Origin of the sequence: Sinomonas sp. P47F7 (assembly GCF_049332655.1) — a bacterium.
GTDB lineage: Bacteria > Actinomycetota > Actinomycetes > Actinomycetales > Micrococcaceae > Sinomonas.
Genome location: NZ_CP186327.1, coordinates 3,122,937 through 3,142,991 on the forward strand (window position 1 = coordinate 3,122,937; position 20,055 = coordinate 3,142,991).

Sequence of the window (20,055 nt, forward strand, 5' to 3'; positions counted from 1 at the left end):
CGATCATGGACGAACAGGGCATGGTCATTGCGGGCGGAGGGCTCGCCGCCGGGAGCGCCGCCAAGACGTTGAGGGCCGAAGGCTGGGATGGTCCCATCACGATCGTCGCGGCCGAGCACCGCGAGCCGTACCTCCGGCCGCCGCTTTCCAAGGAGTTCCTGCTCGGCAAGGCGCCCGAGGAGGAGCTCGCGGTGAATCCCGCCGGCTGGTACGCGGAGAATGGGGTCGACCTGCGGCTCGGGGAGACGGTTTCGCAGATCGTGCCGGCGTCGAAAGTCGTCAGGCTCGAGAGCGGGCCGCTCGTTCCGTACCGGGCGCTGCTTTTGGCGATGGGCGCACAGCCTCGCACGCTAGACATCCGGGGTTCGCAGCTCGAGGGCATCGTGTCGCTGCGGCGCTTCGAGGACTCCCTCGCCCTGCGCACGGAGCTCTCCCGCGGCGGGCGGCGGGTGGTGCTCATCGGCTCGGGCTGGATCGGCATGGAGGTCGCAGCCGCCGCGCGCACCTACGGGAACGAGGTCACGGTCGTGGGGCGCGAGCCGACGCCGCTCGGGCAGCTCGAGCCCGAGCTCGGCGACTACTTCCGCCGCGTGCACGAGGCCGAGGGGGTCCGCTTCCGGCTCGGCGAGCATCCCGTCGAGTTCAAGGCGACGGACGACGGCGAGTGCGTCTCCTGCGTCGTGACCAACACGGGCGAGCGGATGGCCGCCGACCTCGTGGTCGTGGCCGTTGGCGTGGTGCCCGACGTCGGGCTCGCGAAGGCGGCCGGACTCGTCGTGGGGAACGGGATCGTGGTCGACGCCTCGCTGCGCACCTCGGCCGCGGGCGTTTTCGCCGCGGGCGACGTCGCGAACTCACTCCAGCCGTTCACGGGCGACCACGTGCGCAGCGAGCACTGGTCGAACGCGCTCAACGGCGGAAAGGTCGCCGCGAAGTCCATGCTCGGCATCGACGCGGCGCTCAGCATCGCGCCCTACTTCTACACCGATCAGTTCGGGATCAGCCTCGAATACTCGGGGTATGGGCAGCGGGCGCGCGGGGCGAAGCTCGTGCTCCGCGGCTCGATCGAGACCGTGGCGGACGGGCTCGCAGGCTTCGTCGCGTTCTGGCTGCGCGACGGCGCGGTCGTCGCCGCCATGAACGTCAACACGCCGCGGTCGCAGAAGGCACTCAAGGCTCTCATTGCGTCCCGCGCGGTCGTGGACGAGGCAAGATTGTCCGACCCAAGCGTTCCCCTCGCCGAGCTGGTCCAAGAGGGATAGTCCCCGGGGACGCCGGGACACAGCGTCGAGGCTGTCCTATCGGCTGGAAGCTGTCCTTATGGTGCTCTCGTGCCCGGCCATGCCCGCGAGGCGAGCCTGCTGGAAGGCGCGGCCGATCACCGCGAGGAGGGCGTCGACGTCGTCCGCGGTGGACGACCAGCCGAGGCTGAAGCGCTGGGCCCCCCGCGCCTGGTCCTCGGTGAGGCCCATGGCGAGGAGCACGTGCGAGGGTCGCGGGACGCCCGCCGTGCACGCCGATCCCGTGGACGATTCGATGCCCATCATGTCCAGGAGGAACAGCAGAGAATCGCCTTCGCAGCCGGGGAACGTGAAGTGGGCGATGCCTGGGAGGCGGCACTCGGCGTCGGCGGGACCGCTGAGCCGCGCCTCGGGGACGGCGGCCAGGACGCCGTCGGCGAGGCGTTCGCGCAGCGCGGCCAGGCGTGGAGCCTCCTCGGGGAGGCGGCCGACGGCGTCCATCGCCGCGGTGGCGAAGGCGGCGGCTCCCGCGGCGTCGAGCGTTCCGGAACGGAGCCCCCGCTGCTGGCCGCCGCCGTGCTGGACGGGCGTGACGGCGGCATCGCGGCGGACGACCAGGGCGCCGACGCCCACGGGGGCGCCGATCTTGTGCCCGCTCACCCCGAGTGTCGCGAGGCCAGACGCCGCGAAGTCGATGGGGATGTGGCCGAACGCCTGGACGGCGTCCGAGTGGACGGGGATGCCATGTTGGGTGGCGGCCTCGACGATTTCCGGGATCGGCTGGATGGCGCCGACCTCGTTGTTCGCCCACATGACCGTCACGAGGGCCACCGTCTCGGGATCCCGCGCGAGCTCGGCACGGACGGCGTCCGCGCTTGTGACGCCGTCGGGATCGCACGGGAGCCACGCGACCTCGGCGCCCTCGTGCCGTTCGAGCCATTCGACCGCGTCCATGACTGCGTGATGTTCGACGCTCGAGCACAGGATCCGCGTGCGGCGCGGGTCGGCGTCGTGGCGGGCCCAGAACAGGCCCTTGACCGCGAGGTTGTCCGCCTCGGTCCCGCCCGACGTGAAGACGACCTCCGACGGGTGCGCGCCGAGCGCCGCGGCAAGCTTCTCCCGCGCGTCCTCAAGTGCCCGGCGGGCGCGCTGGCCCGAGGCGTGGAGCGACGACGGGTTGCCGCCCAGCGCCGCCTGCTCTGAGTAGGCGGCGAGCGCGTGCGGTGTCACGGGTGTCGTGGCGGCATGGTCGAGGTACACGGGCACCCTTCAACTGTAGGACGGGAGGGAACCCCGGGAGACCAGACCACTTGTCGGGAAGGATCTGGCCACTCATCGCGAAGGATCTGGCCACTCATCACGAAGGATCTGGCCACTCATCGGGTCGCCGGACGACTGGTCAGATCTCGCCGGACGACTGGTCAGATCTCGCCGGACGACTGGTCAGATCTCGCCGGACGACTGGTCAGATCTCGCCGGACGACTGGTCAGGTCTCGCCGGACGACTGGTCAGATTGTGCGGGGAACGATCCGCGCGCAGCATTCGCGCGCGCCGTCGGTAGGATCGATTGGCTCGACGCCGCGGTCCGTGTCAGCGCAGCCGACGAGCGCACCCTCGAGCAACGCCGCGCTCAGGGTGCACACGACCTCGCGATGATCGCGCGCCAGCCGGTGGAAGGGGCAATTCGCGAGCTCAATCGTGCCACCGTCCGCCACCGGCACGGGCGCGTAGCCAGTCGCGTCGAGCACGGCCTCAATGCTTCCGTGGTGCCGACCGAGCGCCTCACCGGCCGCGCGCCCCACCTCACGCAATGACTCGGCCACGGGGACGTCGTGGTTCATGGACCGTTCGGCGGCCTGGGCCATGAGCCTGCCCGCGAGCTCGTAGCTGCGCTCCGGCACCGACGCGACCACCTCGGTCATGGCGAGCGAGTAGAACTTGGAGGGTCGGCCCGTGCCCGGGCCTCCGGCTCCGGGCTTGGCAAACGTGACCGTGAGGATTCCCTCCTCGGCGAGCCGGTCGAGCTGGGCGGCCGCCGCCCCCCGCGTCAGGCCCGCGGCCGCCGCGACCTCGTCGCGCCCGACCGGCCGGCCGGCGGTTCGGACGAAGTCGAACAGCGCGCGGCGCGTCGGGTCGCCCAGTGACGCGACGGCGGAAACGCGACGGGACCACGCGGTGGTTGCCATGGGTCCAGTGTAAATCCAAAACCTTGATCCATTGTTTTAGATCTCGCTCGGGACTAAAATCAGAAGTACCAATTTTGGAGAGGAGTCCTGCTATGTCTTCCGCCTCGACCCACGGTGACGCCCGAGTTCCTGCCCGTCGCGCCGGTGCAGCCACCCTGAGCGGCGCCGGCCAGGCCTACGTGATGCTGCGCACCATCTTCACGGTCGCCCCGATCCTGTTCGGCCTCGACAAGTTCTTCAACTTCCTGACCTTCTGGCCCAACTACCTCGCGCCCGTCGCGACGAACGTCATCCCCGTGACGCCGCAGATGTTCATGTATGGAGTGGGCGTCATCGAGATCGTCGCGGGCGTGCTCGTGGCCGTCGTGCCCCGCTGGGGCTCCGCCATCGTTGCGCTGTGGCTCCTCGGGATCATCGTGAACCTCGTGGTCCTCGGTCACTTCTACGACGTCGCGCTGCGCGACTTCGGTCTCCTCGTGGCCGCCCTCGCGCTCAACCGGCTCGCCACGCGGAGAGCCTGAGGCGCGGGAGCGTCAGGGCCGGGAGCGTGAGGCGCGCCTGAGGGCCGCGGAGGAGGTCAGCGGCACCTGAAGGCCCGCGGAGGAGGCAGCCGGCGCCTCTTAGGATTGATCCATGACGCCGCCCATCCCCTCTCACTACGAGGTGCTCGGCGTCTCCGTCACCGCGACCGCCCAGGAGATCAAGGCCGCGTACCGCCGGGCCGCCCGAACCCATCACCCTGACCACGGCGGGGATCCCGCGGAGTTCCACCGCGTGACCCTCGCCTACGAGGTCCTCTCCGACCCCAAGCGGCGCGAGGCCTACGACCGCAGCTACTTTTCCTCCTCCCCACAGCGGGAGCCCGCCGGAAGCCCCTGGAGCCCGGGAGCCGGTGGGACGGACGACGGCGGGGCGCACCCGCCGTCGTCCGCGCGCCCCGGCGAGGGGGCACCAGGGTTCGACGCCTTTGGATTCTCTGCGCACCGCGGACCGGCAGCCGGTGGTCCCAACGCGGAGAGGCCCAGCGCGGGAAGGCCCGGCGCAGGGAGGCCCGGCGCAGGGAGGCCCGGCGCAGGAAGACCACAGCGCAACCTCGCCGCCGAGCCCGCGGTCTACGAGCCGCCCTTCAGGGACGGCGTCGTGCCGCTCATCCCGGCACAAACCGCCGCGCGGCGCGAACACGGCGAGCCGCGCCGCCGCGGGGTCTTCGGCGCGGCCGCCCGCATCCAGCGCGAGCAGCGCACGGCCGCCCTCATCCAGCGCCACATCCTCACCGAGATCCCCTCGGCACGCCTCCTCAACGGACTCCACTCCCCCGCCGGCGCGGGCGGGGGGACCTACATCGCGCACGCGGTGCTCGCGGGGTATCGGCTCGCCATCATCGACTCGATGCTCGTGCCGGTGGGGAACTACGCCTGGGACGGCGCCCAGCTCCTGCAGGGAGGTCGCGGCGCTGTCCCGCCGCTGGTGGGCGGGCAGGTCCGCCTGTTCCAGGAAGTGTTCCCCGAGCTCAACGTTCAGGGCTTCCTCCTCGCGCAGACGCCGGATTCGAGCCTCCACCAGCCGGTCATCGACGTGCACCGCAGCGTCTCCTCGGGGATCGAGCCCCTCAACGGCTCGAAGTTTGTCCGGGAGCTCAAGTTCTTTCTCGCGTCCGGGCCGCAGCCCAACGTTGTCTACATCCCGGCGCTCGCCCGGCTGCTCACAGGGCTGCACTGAGCGGGGCTGGCACGGCCTGCGACGAGAGATCCTTGCCAGCGCGGCCTGTCACTAGGCGGCCTGTCACTAGGATGGACTGCGTGTTTCGCATCCTCTTCTACGCCCCCGAAATCCCGGGCAACACGGGCAACGCCATCCGCCTCGCTGCGGTGACGGGCTCCGAGCTCCACCTCGTCGAACCACTCGGCTTCGATTTCGAGGACGCCAAGCTCCGCCGGGCTGGCCTCGACTACCACGACCTCGCCGTCGTGACCGTGCACAAGACGCTCGACGACGCCTTCGCGGCCCTCCTGCCCGCGCGCGTCTTCGCGTTCACGTCGCACGGGGACACGCCGTACGCCGAGATCGCCTACGGGCCAGGCGACGTCCTGTTCTTCGGCCCCGAATCGGTGGGCCTCCCCGCTGAGGTGCTCGCGGACCCCCGCGTCACGGCACGCGTCCGGCTGCCCATGGTCCCCGCGCGCCGCTCCCTCAACCTCGCGAACTCGGCCTCGATCGCCGTCTACGAGGCCTGGCGGCAGAACGGCTACGCGGGCGCGACGGTCTAGCCAGCGCAGCAGCTCTCCGGGGGCGCTGGGCTCAGAACCCCGCGATCGTCTCCCGTGCGTTGACGGCCACGACGTGGAACGCCTCGGCCGAGGTCCCCGCCGCGAGGCCCGCAGCGGCCGCCGTCGTCTCGAGCCGCGTCCGCACGTAGCGCTCGGTCGCCGCGATGTCCGGGTGCTGGCTCAGGTGCACGCGAATCGCCTCGAGCTTGGCCTCGACGTGAGACGTCACGTCGACGGCGTGGTTGATCCGCTCCTCCGGGGCCCCGTACAGCCACAGCCAGGGGACCCGGTACGCCTCGAGTCCGGAGTCCTCGAGCTCGGGGTACGCGTACGGGTTTTCCGCTGCGGGATACACCGCACGCGTCACGGCCTCGCCGCACGCGAGGTGGTCCGGGTGCGACATCTGGAGGCTCGTCCAGTTGCGCTCGGGGTGCATCGCGAGGACGACGCCGGGCCGGACCCTGCGGATGAGGCGCACCACCTCGCGCCGCACCTCGTGCGAGGGCTCGAGATACCCGTCACGGTACCCCAGGAAGTGCACCTCGCGGACGCCGACGCGCGCCGCTGCGGCGCGCTGCTCGTCCCGCCGCATCGCGACGATCTCACCGCGGTGCGACGGGTCGAAGCCGCCCGCATCGCCGTCGGTCATGATCGCGTAGTGGACGTCGGCGCCGGCCGCGACCCACGCGGCGATCGTGCCGGCCGCGCCGAAGTCCAGATCGTCTGGGTGCGCGCCGAAGGCGAGGACGGTCAAGGCCTCGTCCCGCGCGGCGATGCGTGCGGGATCTGGCACCCCCCGAAGGCTCTCGGCCACTAGCCTCGGCGCCTCTTGATCTCTTCGGTGGCCTGGGGCAGGACCTTGAACAGGTCGCCCACGACGCCGAAGTCCGCGATCTCGAACACCGGCGACTCGGGGTCGGAGTTCACGGCCACGATGACCTTCGAGGTCTGCATACCGGCCTTCTGCTGGATCGCGCCCGAGATGCCCGCCGAGATGTACAGGAGCGGCGACACGCGCTTGCCGGTCTGGCCCACCTGGAAGTCGTGGCTGATCCAGCCCGCGTCCGTCGCCGCGCGCGAGGCGCCCACGGCCGCGCCAAGCGCGTCGGCGAGCTCCTCGATGGGTGTGAAGTCGCCGTCCGTCCCGCGCCCTCCGGCGACGACGATGCTCGCCTCGGTCAGCTCCGGGCGGCCCGTCTTCGGGCGCTCGGCGCGGGCCGTGATCCGGGCGGCGTTCGCAAACGCGTCCCCAGGGACCTCGACCGCCTGGACGCTCGCGGCCGCGGGAGTCGCGGCCGGCGTGGCCTCGGCGGCGTTGGACTTGACCGCGAGCACCGCGATCTGGCTCGTGGCCCGTGCACGCACCTCGTACGAACCGGCGAGCACGGACTTGTGCGCGGTGCCGTCGGGCTCGAGCGCCACAACGTCCGTCACGACGCCCGCCGAGAGGCGCACGCCGAGGCGCGCGGCGATCTCCTTGCCCTCGAACGAGTTGTCGACGACGACTGCGGCCGGCTGGGCGGCCCCCGCGACGGCGGCGAGCCACGCGGCCTTCGGCGCCACAAGGTAGCCCGAGAGGTCGGTCGCGCCCGGCGTGTAGACGGCCTCGGCACCGTGCTCCGCGAGCTGGGCGATCGCGGCCTCGCTCGGCGCGTTCGCGACGGCCGCGGCGACCGGACCGAGGATGCGACCAGCTGAGAGCAGCTCGAGCTGGGACTTGCGCAGGCCCTCTGCAGGGACGACGTCGAGGTAGACGAGGACGGTGGATGCAGTCATGGTCTTCCTTCGCTAGATGAGCTTCTGGGCGGCCAGGAAGTCTACGAGCCGAACGCCCGCGTCACCCTCGTCCGTGATGATGGTGCCCGCGGTGCGCGGCGGGCGGGGATCGGCCTGCTCGACGGTCGTGAGCGAGCCCGCCGCGCCAACCTGGCCCGGCTCGAGCCCAAGGTCCGCGACGCCGAACGTCGCGATCTTCTTCTTCTTCGCGGCGAGGATGCCCTTGAAGTTCGGGTAGCGGGGCTCGTTGACCTGGTCGGTGACCGAGACGAGCGCGGGCAGCTCGGCCTCGACAGTGTCCGAGGTCGCGTCGCCATCGCGACGAATGACGGCGGTGCGGCCGTTGACCTCGAGGCTTGACGCGAACGTGAGCTGCGGGAGGGCGAGCCGCTCCGCGAGCTGGGCGGGGACGAGCGAGGTCTCGCCGTCGGTCGAGGCCATGCCTGTGAGCACGAGGTCCACGTCGCCGATCGCGCGGATCGCCGCGGCGAGCGCGAGCGACGTTGCCCACGCATCCGAGCCCGCGAGCGCGTCGTCGGTCACGTGGACGCCAGAGGACGCGCCGATCTGGAGGGCCTTCTTGAGGGCGTTCGAGGCATCGGGCGAGCCCATCGTGAGCGCGATCACCTGATTGCCGGCCTTCTCGCCGCCGCGCTCCTCGCTGAGCTGGAGGGCGGCCTCGAGGGCGTACTCGTCGAGCTCGGAGAGGATGCTCTCGGAGCGCTCGAGCGTCTTACCGGGACCAATGTGACGGTCGAATTGAGCGTCGGGCACGTGCTTGACGAGCACGACGATCTTGAGGGTATCTCCCACGGTTGAGGACCTTCCGTAGTCTTGCGTCGCCTGACGGCGCCAGAGCGGCCACGCCCGGCGCCGGGAATCCTAGCTAACCATATGACGAGCGCCCCGGGCGCGCCGCCCACCCCGCGGCTCGGAACGGTCGTGCCTCGTCATGCAAGGCCACGATTCGTCATGTGACGAGGGGGCTTCCCCGGAGACCGGGCCGCCCGCGGGCCCTCACACGGCTCCGCCCGCGGACCCTTCGGGAAGGTCCACGGGCGGAATCCGGACTCGGTTTGGGTTAGGAGGCCGCGCCGAGCGTCACATCGGTGCTCGCGCTCTGACCGTTCCGGGTGTACGTGACCTTGACGGTCGAACCCGGAGCCTGCTGGCGAACGGCGGCCGTGAGTTCGCTCGCATCGCCAATCGCGAAGTCGCCGAAGTGCGTGATGACATCGCCGGTCTTGAGCCCGGCCTTGTCCGCGGGCGAGCCGCTCGTCACCTGGGCGATCTGGGCGCCGACCGAGAACGAGGAGTTCGTGTCTCCGTTCGGGGCCGCAGGCTGGACAGACACGCCAAGCTGGGCGTGCTGGGCCTTGCCGCTCGAGATGATCTCCTGGCCGATCCGCACCGCGTAGTTCGCCGGGATGCTGAAGCCGACGCCGATGTTGCCGCTCTGGCTCGTGCTGTTCGAGCTGCTCCCGGTCGACGCGATCGCGACGTTGACGCCCACGAGCTCGCCCTTGCTGTTGACGAGTGCGCCGCCCGAGTTGCCCGGGTTGATCGCGGCGTCCGTCTGGATCACGTTGATGCTGATGGTGCTCTGGGTCTGGCCGCGCTGCGACTGGCCGCCGTTCGGCGGTGCGAACTGGAAGCCGCCGCTGCCGCCGCCCTGCTGAGAATCGGAGCCGCCGCCCTGCGGAGCCGCCGAGGAGGCCACCGAGATGGTCCGGTTGAGGGTCGAGACGATGCCGTCCGTCACCGTGCTGTCCAGGCCGAGCGGGGCGCCGATCGCGATGACGTTGTCGCCGACGTTGAGCTTGCTCGAGTCACCGACCGTGATGGGCGTCAGATTGGCACCCTTGACCTGCACGACCGCGAGGTCCGAAAGCGGATCCGTCCCAACGACGGTGGCCGAGTAGACGCTGCCATCGTTCGCGCGCACCTGGATGGTCGGGTTGGCCACGGAGCCGTCGAGCGTCACGACGTGCGTGTTCGTGAGAATGTGGCCCTGGTTGTCGAGGACCACGCCCGAGCCCGTGCCCGAGTTGCTGCCGGACGTGACCCCGATCGTCACGACGCTTGGCGAGGCCTTCGCGGCCGCGGCCGTCACCGCGTTGACGCTGTCCTGGTTGTTGACGATCACGGGGCTGTTCTGCGACTGGCTGACACTCGCGGAGCGCGGGGCGAGCAGCGAGTAGCCGCCAGCCGCGACCCCGCCGCCGATGAGGCCCGCGATGAGCATGCCGCCGATGAGCACACCGGTGCCCCAGCGCTTCGGCTCGCCGCGGCGCACCGAGGTCGGCGGGGCGAACGAGCTGCCGCCCTGGCCGGGTTGGCCGTACGGGCTCGGGCCGTGCTGGGCGCCGTATCCCTGGGGTGCCTGGCCGTAGGGCGACGGCGAGCCCGGCTGGCCGTAGGCCGCGGCCGGCCCATGCGGCCCGTACTGCGGGGGGCGTGACGGCTGCGCGGGCTGGGCAGCGTACTGCCCGTAGCGCGGCTGCTCCTGCGTGGGCTGCTGCTGGGTCGGCTGAGACTGCGTGGGCTGCTGCTGAGTGGGCTGAGACTGGTAATTCTGCGTGGACTGCTGGCCCTGCGATGCGGCGTGCGCTCCGGATCCGTGGAGCTGCTCGGTCGGCGAGGCGTCCGCGCCGTGCGCGGGCCCCTGAGGCGCACTCTGGGGAGCAACGGTAGGCCGCTCCGGCGTCGCGCCTCCCTGGGGCGCCTGTCCGCGGTCCTCGGCAGGGCTCTCTGGGGTTTCGCTCATGCTGCTCATCCTTTCGTGTCGATCACAACTATGGACCGCGATGCTGTGCGTCACGCATCTGTTGTCTGAAAGATTTCTGGAAGTCAGCCGAATGCCTCAACCGCCGCCAAAACGCCCAACGTTCGGGCGCCGTCGGCCGTTCGCCCTGTTCGCTGGGGGCGCACAGGGCGCGGTGGACCCGTGTCAAAACGGCCCCCTAGAATCGAAAGCGACATGCCACAGCGTCCCGCGGCGGTGGCTGGCGTTGGCTGGGACGCTCAAATGGGGGCACAGGCGTTCCGGGGGTTGTCCCCGGAGCCGAGCGAAGGGCTTTAAAGTGCGATCCACGCTGAAGACTCTCTTGATGGCTGTCGGTGCCTTGGCGCTCGTGCTGCTGCCGGCCGCCTCCCCGGCGTGGGCCACGGACCCCGTGAGCATCCCATCCGGCACTAACATCGTCGACCCGACCAATGCCCTCGGGAGCAAGAAGGGCGACGTCGAGAAGGCGATCACCGACCTGGTCTCCCAGCGCAAGGTCAATCTGTACGTCGTCATCGTCGACTCGTTCACGAACCCGTCCGACCGCACGGCGTGGGCCCAGGCCGTGGCCAAGAACAAGCAGATGGGGTCCTCGGACGTCCTCCTCGCGATCGCGACGTCTGGCGTCTACGAGGTCGCCGCAAGCTCCGCGAATACCAAGGTCTACCCCAAGATCGCCAACATCAAGCAGAACGCCGTGGTGCCCAACCTCGCGAACGGCAAGAAGGACTACGCCCAGGCTTCGATCGACACGGCGAGGGCCGTGGGCGACGCCGCCGGCGGCGGGAGCGGCAATGTGTCCTCGGGCGACGCGACCCCGTGGATCGTGGGCGGCGTCGTCGTCGCCGCAGGGGCGGCGGGTGCCTACGCGCTCTCGCGCCGACGTCGTCGGGCCATCACCCAGGCGGTCCCGGCCGACGGCTCCGCCTCGGATTCGCTCGCGGGCCTGAGCCTCGAGGAGCTGCGCAAGCGTGCGAGCGGGCTGCTCGTGCAGGCCGACGACGCCATCAAGTCCGGCGAGCAGGAGCTCGGCTTCGCGGAGGCCTCGTACGGTGCCGACGCCGTGGGCAACTTCTCCAAGGCCCTCGGCGGGGCGAAGTCGCAGCTGAGCGAATCGTTCAAGCTCCAGCAGCAGCTCGACGACCACATCCCGGACACCCCGCAGCAGCAGCGCGTGTGGCTCGGCGAAATCATCCAGCGCACCGAGGCCGCCATCCACTCCCTCGCGGACCAGAAGGCTGACTTCGACTCGCTGCGGGAACTCGAACGCAACGCGCCGTCCGCCCTCGACAACGTCGCCGGCGGCGTGCAACGGGCGACGGCGCGGCTCACCGGAGCCGAGCAGGCGCTCGCCGCGCTGCGGGACGAGTACGCGGAATCGGCGGTCAAGCAGGTCTCGGACAACATCGCGCAGGCAAAAGACCGGCTCGCCTTCGTCGAGTCCGCGTCCGGACAGGCCCGGCAGGCGCTCGCCCAGAACCAGACCGGACCCGCGGCGGTCTCCGTGCGGGCGGCGGAGGAAGCGCTGCACCAGAGCGGGGTCCTGCTCGACGCGATCGACAAGACGTCCGCGGCGCTGAGCTCCGCGAAGGAGAACCTCGGCTCGGCACTCGCCGAGACCGAGAACGACCTGGCCCAGGCCAAGGCCATGGCCCAGGGCGGCCAGAACGGCGAGCTTGCCGGGCCGATCGCGGGAGTCGAGGCCGCGCTCGCCCAGGCTCGCCAGGAGCTCTCGGCCGCGAAGATCGATCCGGTGGCCGTGCTCGCACGCGTCGAGAAGGCCCATCAGCAGCTCGACGCGGTGCTCACGGGCGTCCGGGACAAGGAGCAGCAGGCTCAGCGCGCCGCGGCGTCGCTCCAGCAGGCCATCCGGTCCGCCCAGGACGCTATCGGCGCGACGAGCGACTACATCGCGGCCCGCCGCGGCGGCGTTGGCACGGAGGCCCGCACGCGCCTCGCTGAGGCCCAGCGGAACCTCGACTACGCGCTCTCGATTGCGCAGAGCGATCCGACCTCGGCCCTCGCATACGCGGAGCAAGCCAACTCGCTCGCGCAGCAGGCGGCCCAGATCGCGCAGCAGGATGTCGACCAATTCGCAGGCTTCGGCGGCCGCTGGGGCGGGGGCGGCAACTTTGGCGGTGGCATCGGCGGCGCGATCCTGGGCGGCATCCTCATCGACAACATCCTCAACGGCGGCCGCCACCACGACGGCGACTCGTGGGGCGGCGGTGGCGGCTGGGGCGGCGGCGGAGATGGCGGCGGCTTCGGCGGTTGGGGTGGTGACGGCGGCGGGTTCGGCGGCGGCGACGGCGGCGGGTTTGGCGGCGACGGCGGAAGCTTCTGATCCATCAACATCGAATCAAGCAGCGCCGCGGCACCCGGCCGAGGCATAGAAAGGGAGCACCACACCATGGCAAAGCAGTCGATCTTCGGGCGCATCACGCAGTTGGCGAAGGCCAACATCAACGCGGTGCTCGACCAGGCGGAGGACCCCCAGAAGATGCTGGACCAGATGGTCCGCGACTACAGCAACAACATCTCGGAGGCCGAGTCCGCGATCGCGCAGACCATCGGCAACCTCCGGATGCTCCAGGACGACCACGCTGAGGACGTCAAGGCGGCGCAGGACTGGGGCAACAAGGCCCTCGCCGCATCGCGCAAGGCGGACGAGTTCCGGTCCGCCGGCAGCGCCGCCGATGCTCAGAAGTTCGACAACCTCGCCAAGGTCGCGATCCAGCGCCAGATGTCTTCGGAGAACGAGGCGAAGGCCGCCGAGCCGACCATCGCGGCGCAGAGCGAGGTCGTCGACCGGCTCAAGACCGGCCTCGACCAGATGAAGGGCAAGCTCAATGAGCTCACCTCGAAGCGCAACGAGCTCATAGCCCGCAGCCGCACCGCAGCCGCGCAGACCCAGGTCAACGACGCGCTCAAGAGCATCGACATCATGGACCCGACGAGCGAGGTGGGCCGCTTCGAGGAGAAGATCCGCCGCGAAGAGGCGCGCGTCCGCGGCCAGCAGGAGCTCGCGGCGAGCAGCCTCGACGCTCAGTTCAACCAGCTCGAGGACCTCGGGGAGCAGACCGAGGTCGAGGCGCGGCTCGCCGCCCTCAAGCAGGGCTCGGCCCCCGCGGCCCTCGCGGCGGGCAAGAGTGCGGCTCCCGCGGCCGGAGAGCTGCCCGTGGTCGACGAAGCCGACTTCGACAAGCTCTGAGGAATCACCGGGGCTGAGAAGCTCCCGCGCCAGGAACGCCGAAGACCCAGACCGACTCTCGTCGGTCTGGGTCTCCGCTGCGTGTTCCGCAGACCAATTCCTTGAACAGGCCTGCATGAATCTTTGGTTGCGGGGACAGGATTTGAACCTGCGACCTCTGGGTTATGAGCCCAGCGAGCTACCGAACTGCTCCACCCCGCGGCGCACTGACTACGTTACCAACCAGTGAACATCCAGCCAAATCGAGGGACCCGGCCAAGGGACCCGGCCAAGGGACCCGGCCAAGGGACCGGGCCCGAGGAACCGGGCGCCGGGACCCAGACACAGACACCGACCCAGACACAGACACAGACACAGACACAGAGAGGGTCTGCCAAGCCAACGGGCCCGCGGCCAGCCGGAGGATCGGCCGGCCGCGGGCCCTCGCGTGCCTATCGGCTCGGGACTACTTGCTCGGGCTCGCCGACGGGGTCGCACCCGACGACGCGGAACCCGTGGGGCTGGGCGTCGTCACGGACGTGCCCTGGTTCTGCGCCCCCGGGATCTTCGATTCGGCGGTGATGGCGCGCTGCACGGCGTCCGAGAGGCGCTTCTGGGCGTCGCCGTAGGCCGCGAAGTCGCCCTTGGAGAGCGCGGATTGGCTGTCTTGGAGGGCCTGTTTCGCGTCGCTCAGCGCCTGATTGAGCTGTGCCGTGGCGTCGCTCGGCGGTTGCGTTCCGGTGGACGGGGGTGGGGTGCCTCCGCCCGCCGTGCTGCCCGGCGAGGAGCCCGTGTCGCCGCCGAACAGGGCATTGAGGGCCGCGGGGAGGTTGGGCGCGAAGCCGACCTTGTCGCCGAACGCCACGAGTACACGTTGAAGCGTCGGGTACGACGTCGCGCCGGTCGACTGCACGTATACGGGCTGCACGTAGAGGAGGCCGCCGCCCACGGGCAGCGTCAGGAGATTGCCGCTTTGGACCTTTGACGCGCCCTGTCTCAGGAGGTTGAGCGACGTGGACACGCTTGGATCGGAGTCGAATTTCGACTGGACCTGGCCGGGACCGGGCACGGTCGTGTCCGTCGGAAGCCTCAAGAGCCGGAGCTTGCCGTATTCGGTGCCTTTGACGCCGGCCTTGTTTCCGGCGTCCGAGTCGGCCGCGAGGAAGCCGTACATGACGTCACGCGACTTGCCGGCCTCGACGGTCTGCGGGATGAAGCTTGACGTGAGCTGGAATGCCGGGGTCTTCTGGTCTGGCATCTGGAGCGACATGTAGTACGGCGGCTGCTTCGCCCCGCTCCCCTGCGTCGGGTCGGCTGGGACGCTCCACACGTCGTTGTTGTCATAGAAGCTCGCGGGATCCGTCACGTGGTACCGGGTCAGGAGCTCGCGCTGTGCCTTGAAGAGGTCCTCGGGGTAGCGCACGTGGCTCATGAGCTGGCCGGACATCTCGGAGAGTGGCTTGACGGTAGCGGGAAAGACCTTCTCCCACGTGCGGAGCACGGGGTCCTGATCGTCCCACGCATAGAGGCTCACGGAACCGTCGAACGCGTCGACCGTGGCCTTGACCGAGTTCCGGATGTAGTTGATGCTCGAGGCCGGCAGCGCGGCGTTGCGTCCCGTCCCGGTCTGAGAGTCAGTCGTCACCTGCTGGAGCTGCTGCTGCTGCGAGTACGGGAAGTACTGGCTCGTCGTGTAGCCTTCGACGATCCACTTCACCCGGCCGTCCACGATCGCCGGATACGCCGTGCCGTCGAGCGTGAGGTACGGCGCGACCTTCGCCACGCGGGTGCGCGGGTCGCGGTCGTACAGGATCTGCGACTTGTCGTTGACGCCGTCCGAGAAGAGAAGGTCCGTGCTCTGGAACTTGACCGCGTAGACGAGCCGGTTGAAGAGGTTGCCGACGTTCGGACCGCCGTTTCCGGTGTACGTGTAGAGCGTGTCGGACTGAGTGCCCTGGGGCTTGTCCTGCTCGCGCGGCTGGGCGCCGGTGGGGCCGCCCACGACCGAGTAGTCGGGCGAGTACTGGCCGAAGTAGATGCGCGGCTGGTACGTCTCCTCGGTGCCGAGCACACCGGTCGACGGGATGCCGGACTGCATGAACACGGGCTTGCCGTCCGTGGTCGCCTGGTTGCCGTACGCCGCAACCACGCCATAGCCGTGCGTGTACACGATGTGCGTGTTGTACCAGGACTGCTGGTTCTGGCTCAGGCCGCCGAGGTTGAGCTCGCGCACGGCGATCACGGTGTCCTGGACCTTGCTGTCCACCGCGTAGCGGTCCACGTTGAGCGCGGACGAGAACTGGTAGTACGGCCGGTACTGCTCGAGCTGCTGGAACGTCGAGGAGACCAGAGTCGGGTCGAAAAGCCGCACGCTCGCGGTGGTCTGGGCGTCCTGGGCGAGGGCCGACTGGCTCGCCGAGGTCGTCGCGTTGTATGGACTCACCTCGACCTTGTCGAGGCCATATGCCTCGCGTGTGTGGGAGATGTTGCGATCGATATAGGGACCCTCGAGCGTCTTCTCGGAGGGCGTGACCTGGAACTGCTGGATGACCCACGGGTAGATGCCGCCCGCGAAGATCCCCGTGATGACGAGCATCGCCGTGCCGATGAGCGGCAGGCGCCAGCGCCCGATCGCCGCGGCGATGAGGAACAGGATCGCAACGATCGTCGCCGCAATCGCGAGGATCGCCTTGGTCGGAATGACGGCGTTGACGTCCGTGTACATCGCGCCGGACCAGCGCGGGCCCGAGTTCTGCAGCGTCGAGTACCGGTCGAGCCAGAAGTTCACGGCGATCAGGAACAGGAGGACCGCACCGCTGATCGCGAGATGCAGATGCGCGGCGCGGGCCGTGTAGATGCCCCGCTCGCTGATCCGGATCGAGCCGTAGAGGTAGTGGGTCAGGAGGCCCGCGATACCCGCGATCACGACGACGCCGAGGAGGTAGCCCACGACCGTCCCAAGGAACGGGAGCGTGAACATGTAGAAGCCCATGTCGAGGCCGAACTGTGGATCGTTCTGGCCGAACGGGACCTGGTTGAAGAAGAGCACGACCTTCTGCCACTGGCTCGCGGCCGCCGCCCCCGCGAACAGCCCGAAGACAATGGGCACGCCCGCCATCACGACGCGTCGCACGGGCTCGAGCTGCGCTTGGTACCGGCTCAGCGCGTCCTGGGGGCCGCCGTCGGGCGCGTAGACCGGCCGCGCGCGGTAGGCGAGCTTGATCGCCGCGTACACCGAGACGCCCATCCCGAGCCCGCCCGCGATGAAGACGAGGCCTCGCGCGAGGTTCTGCGTGATGAAGACCTGGACGAAGCCGAGCTGCTGGTACCACAGGACGTCCGACCAGACCTGCGCGAAGAACACGAAGCCGACCACGAGAACGACGGCGATGATGATCGTCGGGATGAGGGGCCCGCGCCGCTTCCTCAGGGGACGCGGGCTGCTGCCTTCTGGACGGGCTGTCACGGTGACCTCTTCACTAGGTGGGCGCGATGCAGCGGGGGCACGCAGAGCACCCCGCCTAAGTCAAGCACGGACCGACCGGGTACGGAGTTCCCCCGGTTTCGCGCGGAGCGGTAACGATTCGGCGTCGGTGGTCCCTTCCGAGCGGGTCAGCTCTTGGTGCATTGGGGCAGCGACGCGGGATTGCCCCCCTGTGCGTAAGTTTCGACGGCCTTCCGCGCTGCGTCGAGCGTGTCGACGCGGACGACGGCGAGCCCATCCGGGATGTGCCCCACGACCTCGTTGCAGTTCCCGGCCGGGGCGAGGAAGAGGGTCACGCCGTGCGAGCGGGCACCCTTGAGCTTCTGGACGATGCCGCCGATCTCCCCCACCGTGCCGTCCGGGGAGATGGTGCCCGTCCCCGCGACCTGCTTGCCGTTCGTGAGATCGCCGGGCGTGAGCTTGTCGATGATTCCCAGCGCGAACATCATCCCGGCGCTCGGGCCGCCCACCTGGCTGAGCCCGAAGTCGACCTTGAACGGGAAGGAGAAGGCATACGTCACTGTGAAGCCGAGCAGGTAATGTCCCTGCCCCGCGTCGCGCGGCGTGATCGACACGGTGTGGGCCACGCCGGCCCGCTCGAAGCCGACGTCGATCGGCTTGCCCTGCGATGCGGCGACGAGCTTCTGGATCGACGCGAGCGAGTCGACGTGCTGCCCGGCGACGCTGACGATCGCGTCCTGGGACTCGAGCTTGCCCGACGAGGCTGAGTTGTCCACGAGCGTCGCGACCTTGATCTGTTGCGTGAACGGAATCGAGAGGTTCTTGAGCGCGGCCGCTGTGGCGTTGTCCTGCGAGTTCTGCATCTCCGTCGCGTTTTCCTGGCTCACCTGCTGCTTCGTGGTGCCCTTGGGGTACACGGCGTCGACCGGGGTGATCGTCTCCGACGGGTCGAGCGACGCGCGGACCAGGCCAAGCAGGCTCACGTCCGAGTTCGGCCCGCCCTCGACGTAGACCGTGGTGAGGTCGAGGTCCCCATGCGTGGGATACGTCTCGTGCCCCTGGATCGAGATGAGCTCCTTGCCGTTCTCCGACCCGAGCGTGTTGTAGACGGGGCCGGGCAGCTCGACGAGGTACGGGACCGGGACGGCCCACACGACCGCGCCAAGCGCGAGCGCCGCGGCGCCCGCCACGACGCCCACGATCCCCCGTCCGGCAGAAGGCGCCGGCCGCGCGCGCTGCGGCAGCCCGCCGTCGTCCGTTGGCGTGCCGCCCGCCGACGCCGGCGTGCCCTCGCTCGCGGAGTCGCCGTCCGTCGGGGTGACGCTGCTGCTCACGCGGCGCCTTTCCGCGGCGCGAAAGCCGCTGTGCTCGGGTATCTGTGCTCTCCAGCGTAGTATTCGCACAGCCCCCGTGCGCCCCCGCCGCGCCTTGCTGTGCCCACAGCGAAAGCCTCCGACGGCTCGAAGACAGCCGCGCTCCCGCGCGGTACCGTGAGGTTGACTGTTCCCACCAGTGATCGGCGGCATCATGACCACCCCGGACAAGCCTCACGGCAACGGCGAGGACCCTCAGGATCCCCTCGCCGAGCTCTTCGCCAAGCTCATGGGCGGCGAGGGCCTCGACGGAGTCGATCCGGCGGAGATCGCGAAGGCGGCAGGGCTTCCGAACGATCCCGCGATCCTTCAGCAGATGTTCGAGCAGGTCCAGTCGATGATGGCCTCGCCTGCCGGGGACGGGCCCGTCAACTGGGAGCTCGCCCACGAGCACGCGCGCCGCTCGGCCGCCATGACGTCAGATCCCTCCGTGTCCGCGGTCCAGAACCGCAGCGTCGACGAGGCGCTGCGCCTCGCGGAGCTGTGGCTCGACAACGTGACCGAGTTCCCGTCCACGGGACTCATCGGCCGCGGCTGGTCGCGCGCCGAGTGGATCGAGGCCACGATGGGCACGTGGCGAAGGCTCACCGAGCCGGTTGCGAACAGCGTCGCGACGGCCCTCTCGACCGCGATCAGCGAGCAGCTGCCCGAGGAGATGAAGGGCATGCTCGGCGGCGCGACGTCGATGCTGCAGAACATGGGCGGGGCGATCTTCGGCATGCAGCTCGGCGCGGCCATCGGCGCGCTGTCCGGCGAGGTCGTGAGCGCCTCCGACATCGGCGTCCCGCTCGTGGACCTCGAGATGGCGCTGCTCCCCGCGAACGTCGCCAAGTTCGGCGAGGGCCTCGGGCTTCCCGAGAACGACGTGCGGCTGTACCTCGCGGTGCGCGAGGCCGCGCATGCACGGCTCTTCATGCACGTTCCGTGGCTCCGCGGCCACCTGCTCGGCACCATCGAGGACTACGCGCGCGGCATCCACATCGACGTCTCGCGCATCGAAGAGCTCGCGCGCGAGGTGGACCCGCGGAACCCCGAATCGATCCAGGAGGCGCTCCAAGGCGGAGTCTTCATGCCCGAGCGGACCGCGCAGCAGGATGCGGCGCTCGCGAAGCTCGAGACCGCGCTCGCCCTCGTCGAGGGCTGGGTCGACGAGCTCACCGCCGCAGCGACCGACGGCGTCCTGCCGTCCGCGCCCGCGCTGCGCGAGGCCGTGCGGCGACGGCGGGCGACCGGCGGCCCGGCCGAGCACGCGTTCGCGTCCCTCGTGGGGCTTGAGCTGCGTCCGCGCCGGCTGCGCGATGCGGCCAAGCTGTGGGCCTCGCTCACGGAGGAACGCGGCGTGGCCGGTCGCGACGCGATCTGGCGGCACCCGGACCTCCTGCCCGCGGCCGAGGACCTCGACGATCCGACGGGCTTCAGCGCGCGCCGGTCCGCGGCCGAGGCGCAGGACACCGAGGTGGACGCCGCGCTCGAGAAGCTGCTCGCGGGCGGCTTCGACGCGCCCTCGGATGAAACCCCGAGCGAAGGCGGCGGGGAGCCGAAGAAGGGCCCGGAGGACGGCTCGAAGGACGACGGCGGGCTGGGATCGGCCTAGTCGATGTCCTCGACGACTTGGCCGTACGGCACCTTTTCGTCGAGATGGGCTTGAAGGACGTGGGGATCGACCACGACGCGCACGCCCATTTCGGCGTCCGCGGCTGACTGGAGCAGGACAGGGCGCACCGTCTCGATGAACTCCTCGTCGCGGCCCTCGAGGTACTTCTTGTAGCTTGCAGGAAGCTCGACCATGGC

16 protein-coding genes and 1 tRNA gene are annotated in these 20,055 nt (G+C 69.9%); 7 read left to right on the forward strand and 10 right to left on the reverse strand.

Annotated elements, in window-relative coordinates; all coding sequences use genetic code 11:
- The first annotated feature begins 5 nt into the window (after positions 1-5).
- The gene (locus ACOKR1_RS14525) at positions 6-1,262 is read left to right on the forward strand and encodes an NAD(P)/FAD-dependent oxidoreductase (RefSeq protein ID WP_422933706.1); all 1,257 of its coding nucleotides are present in this window, start codon (positions 6-8) and stop codon (positions 1,260-1,262) included.
- Positions 1,263-1,298: 36 nt separating this feature from the next.
- On the opposite strand, the gene ACOKR1_RS14530 is transcribed toward ACOKR1_RS14525, so the two are convergent.
- Positions 1,299-2,507 (reverse strand): cysteine desulfurase family protein, encoded by a 1,209-nt coding sequence (locus ACOKR1_RS14530; protein WP_422933707.1) that lies wholly within the window; start codon positions 2,505-2,507, stop codon positions 1,299-1,301.
- A gap of 243 nt (positions 2,508-2,750) precedes the next feature.
- A complete protein-coding gene (locus ACOKR1_RS14535; RefSeq protein WP_422933708.1) occupies positions 2,751-3,428 on the reverse strand; it encodes a helix-turn-helix transcriptional regulator in 678 nt (225 codons plus the stop codon).
- 92 nt (positions 3,429-3,520) lie between these two features.
- Between ACOKR1_RS14535 and ACOKR1_RS14540 the strand changes: the two genes are divergently transcribed.
- The 3 genes from ACOKR1_RS14540 (at position 3,521) to ACOKR1_RS14550 (ending at position 5,695) form a co-directional block, all read left to right on the forward strand.
- The gene (locus ACOKR1_RS14540; RefSeq protein WP_422933709.1) at positions 3,521-3,949 is read left to right on the forward strand and encodes a hypothetical protein; all 429 of its coding nucleotides are present in this window, start codon (positions 3,521-3,523) and stop codon (positions 3,947-3,949) included.
- A 112-nt stretch (positions 3,950-4,061) separates the two neighbouring features.
- Positions 4,062-5,147, forward strand: coding sequence for a DnaJ domain-containing protein (locus ACOKR1_RS14545; protein ID WP_422933710.1), 1,086 nt, complete (start codon positions 4,062-4,064; stop codon positions 5,145-5,147).
- 80 nt (positions 5,148-5,227) lie between these two features.
- Complete coding sequence (locus tag ACOKR1_RS14550) at positions 5,228-5,695, forward strand: tRNA (cytidine(34)-2'-O)-methyltransferase (protein ID WP_422933711.1); 468 nt, start codon at positions 5,228-5,230, stop codon at positions 5,693-5,695.
- A gap of 31 nt (positions 5,696-5,726) precedes the next feature.
- Here ACOKR1_RS14550 and ACOKR1_RS14555 read toward each other — a convergent pair whose 3' ends face one another.
- The 4 genes from ACOKR1_RS14555 to ACOKR1_RS14570 all read right to left on the reverse strand — a co-directional run bounded on the left by ACOKR1_RS14555 (position 5,727) and on the right by ACOKR1_RS14570 (position 10,238).
- Positions 5,727-6,488, reverse strand: a complete 762-nt coding sequence (locus ACOKR1_RS14555; protein WP_422933712.1) for a PIG-L deacetylase family protein — start codon at positions 6,486-6,488, stop codon at positions 5,727-5,729.
- 20 nt (positions 6,489-6,508) lie between these two features.
- Positions 6,509-7,471, reverse strand: coding sequence for an electron transfer flavoprotein subunit alpha/FixB family protein (locus tag ACOKR1_RS14560; protein WP_422933713.1), 963 nt, complete (start codon positions 7,469-7,471; stop codon positions 6,509-6,511).
- A gap of 12 nt (positions 7,472-7,483) precedes the next feature.
- Positions 7,484-8,284: an electron transfer flavoprotein subunit beta/FixA family protein gene (locus ACOKR1_RS14565; protein WP_422933714.1), complete on the reverse strand. Its 801-nt coding sequence runs from the start codon at positions 8,282-8,284 to the stop codon at positions 7,484-7,486.
- Between the two features lie 268 nt (positions 8,285-8,552).
- Complete coding sequence (locus ACOKR1_RS14570; RefSeq protein WP_422933715.1) at positions 8,553-10,238, reverse strand: trypsin-like peptidase domain-containing protein; 1,686 nt, start codon at positions 10,236-10,238, stop codon at positions 8,553-8,555.
- 343 nt (positions 10,239-10,581) lie between these two features.
- Between ACOKR1_RS14570 and ACOKR1_RS14575 the strand changes: the two genes are divergently transcribed.
- The gene (locus ACOKR1_RS14575) at positions 10,582-12,600 is read left to right on the forward strand and encodes a TPM domain-containing protein (RefSeq protein WP_422933716.1); all 2,019 of its coding nucleotides are present in this window, start codon (positions 10,582-10,584) and stop codon (positions 12,598-12,600) included.
- Between the two features lie 66 nt (positions 12,601-12,666).
- Positions 12,667-13,467 (forward strand): PspA/IM30 family protein, encoded by an 801-nt coding sequence (locus ACOKR1_RS14580; RefSeq protein WP_422933717.1) that lies wholly within the window; start codon positions 12,667-12,669, stop codon positions 13,465-13,467.
- 124 nt (positions 13,468-13,591) lie between these two features.
- On the opposite strand, the gene ACOKR1_RS14585 is transcribed toward ACOKR1_RS14580, so the two are convergent.
- From ACOKR1_RS14585 to ACOKR1_RS14595, 3 genes are all read right to left on the reverse strand, one after another.
- Positions 13,592-13,668: transfer RNA gene (locus tag ACOKR1_RS14585), tRNA-Met, on the reverse strand.
- A 244-nt stretch (positions 13,669-13,912) separates the two neighbouring features.
- Complete coding sequence (locus ACOKR1_RS14590; RefSeq protein ID WP_422933718.1) at positions 13,913-16,912, reverse strand: UPF0182 family protein; 3,000 nt, start codon at positions 16,910-16,912, stop codon at positions 13,913-13,915.
- A gap of 146 nt (positions 16,913-17,058) precedes the next feature.
- Positions 17,059-18,225, reverse strand: coding sequence for a YlbL family protein (locus tag ACOKR1_RS14595; RefSeq protein ID WP_422933719.1), 1,167 nt, complete (start codon positions 18,223-18,225; stop codon positions 17,059-17,061).
- A gap of 193 nt (positions 18,226-18,418) precedes the next feature.
- On the opposite strand from ACOKR1_RS14595, the gene ACOKR1_RS14600 reads away from it, so the two are divergent.
- On the forward strand, positions 18,419-19,858 hold the full coding sequence (locus tag ACOKR1_RS14600) for a zinc-dependent metalloprotease (RefSeq protein ID WP_422933720.1): 1,440 nt from the start codon (positions 18,419-18,421) through the stop codon (positions 19,856-19,858).
- Here the strand turns inward: ACOKR1_RS14600 and ACOKR1_RS14605 are convergent.
- Entirely contained in the window at positions 19,855-20,052 is a 198-nt protein-coding gene (locus ACOKR1_RS14605) for a hypothetical protein (RefSeq protein ID WP_415855866.1), read from the reverse strand. The genes ACOKR1_RS14600 and ACOKR1_RS14605 overlap by 4 nt on opposite strands.
- Between the last annotated feature and the right edge of the window lie 3 nt (positions 20,053-20,055).

What these genes read in the sequence shown, in the direction of transcription:
- ACOKR1_RS14540 (WP_422933709.1), top strand. Translation starts at nt 3,521, where the DNA reads ATGTCTTCCGCCTCGACCCACGGTGACGCCCGAGTTCCTGCCCGTCGC.
- ACOKR1_RS14605 (WP_415855866.1), bottom strand. Translation starts at nt 20,052, where the DNA reads ATGGTCGAGCTTCCTGCAAGCTACAAGAAGTACCTCGAGGGCCGCGAC.
- ACOKR1_RS14600 (WP_422933720.1), top strand. Translation starts at nt 18,419, where the DNA reads ATGACCACCCCGGACAAGCCTCACGGCAACGGCGAGGACCCTCAGGAT.
- ACOKR1_RS14575 (WP_422933716.1), top strand. Translation starts at nt 10,582, where the DNA reads ATGGCTGTCGGTGCCTTGGCGCTCGTGCTGCTGCCGGCCGCCTCCCCG.
- ACOKR1_RS14580 (WP_422933717.1), top strand. Translation starts at nt 12,667, where the DNA reads ATGGCAAAGCAGTCGATCTTCGGGCGCATCACGCAGTTGGCGAAGGCC.
- ACOKR1_RS14525 (WP_422933706.1), top strand. Translation starts at nt 6, where the DNA reads ATGGACGAACAGGGCATGGTCATTGCGGGCGGAGGGCTCGCCGCCGGG.
- ACOKR1_RS14570 (WP_422933715.1), bottom strand. Translation starts at nt 10,238, where the DNA reads ATGAGCGAAACCCCAGAGAGCCCTGCCGAGGACCGCGGACAGGCGCCC.
- ACOKR1_RS14545 (WP_422933710.1), top strand. Translation starts at nt 4,062, where the DNA reads ATGACGCCGCCCATCCCCTCTCACTACGAGGTGCTCGGCGTCTCCGTC.
- ACOKR1_RS14535 (WP_422933708.1), bottom strand. Translation starts at nt 3,428, where the DNA reads ATGGCAACCACCGCGTGGTCCCGTCGCGTTTCCGCCGTCGCGTCACTG.
- ACOKR1_RS14560 (WP_422933713.1), bottom strand. Translation starts at nt 7,471, where the DNA reads ATGACTGCATCCACCGTCCTCGTCTACCTCGACGTCGTCCCTGCAGAG.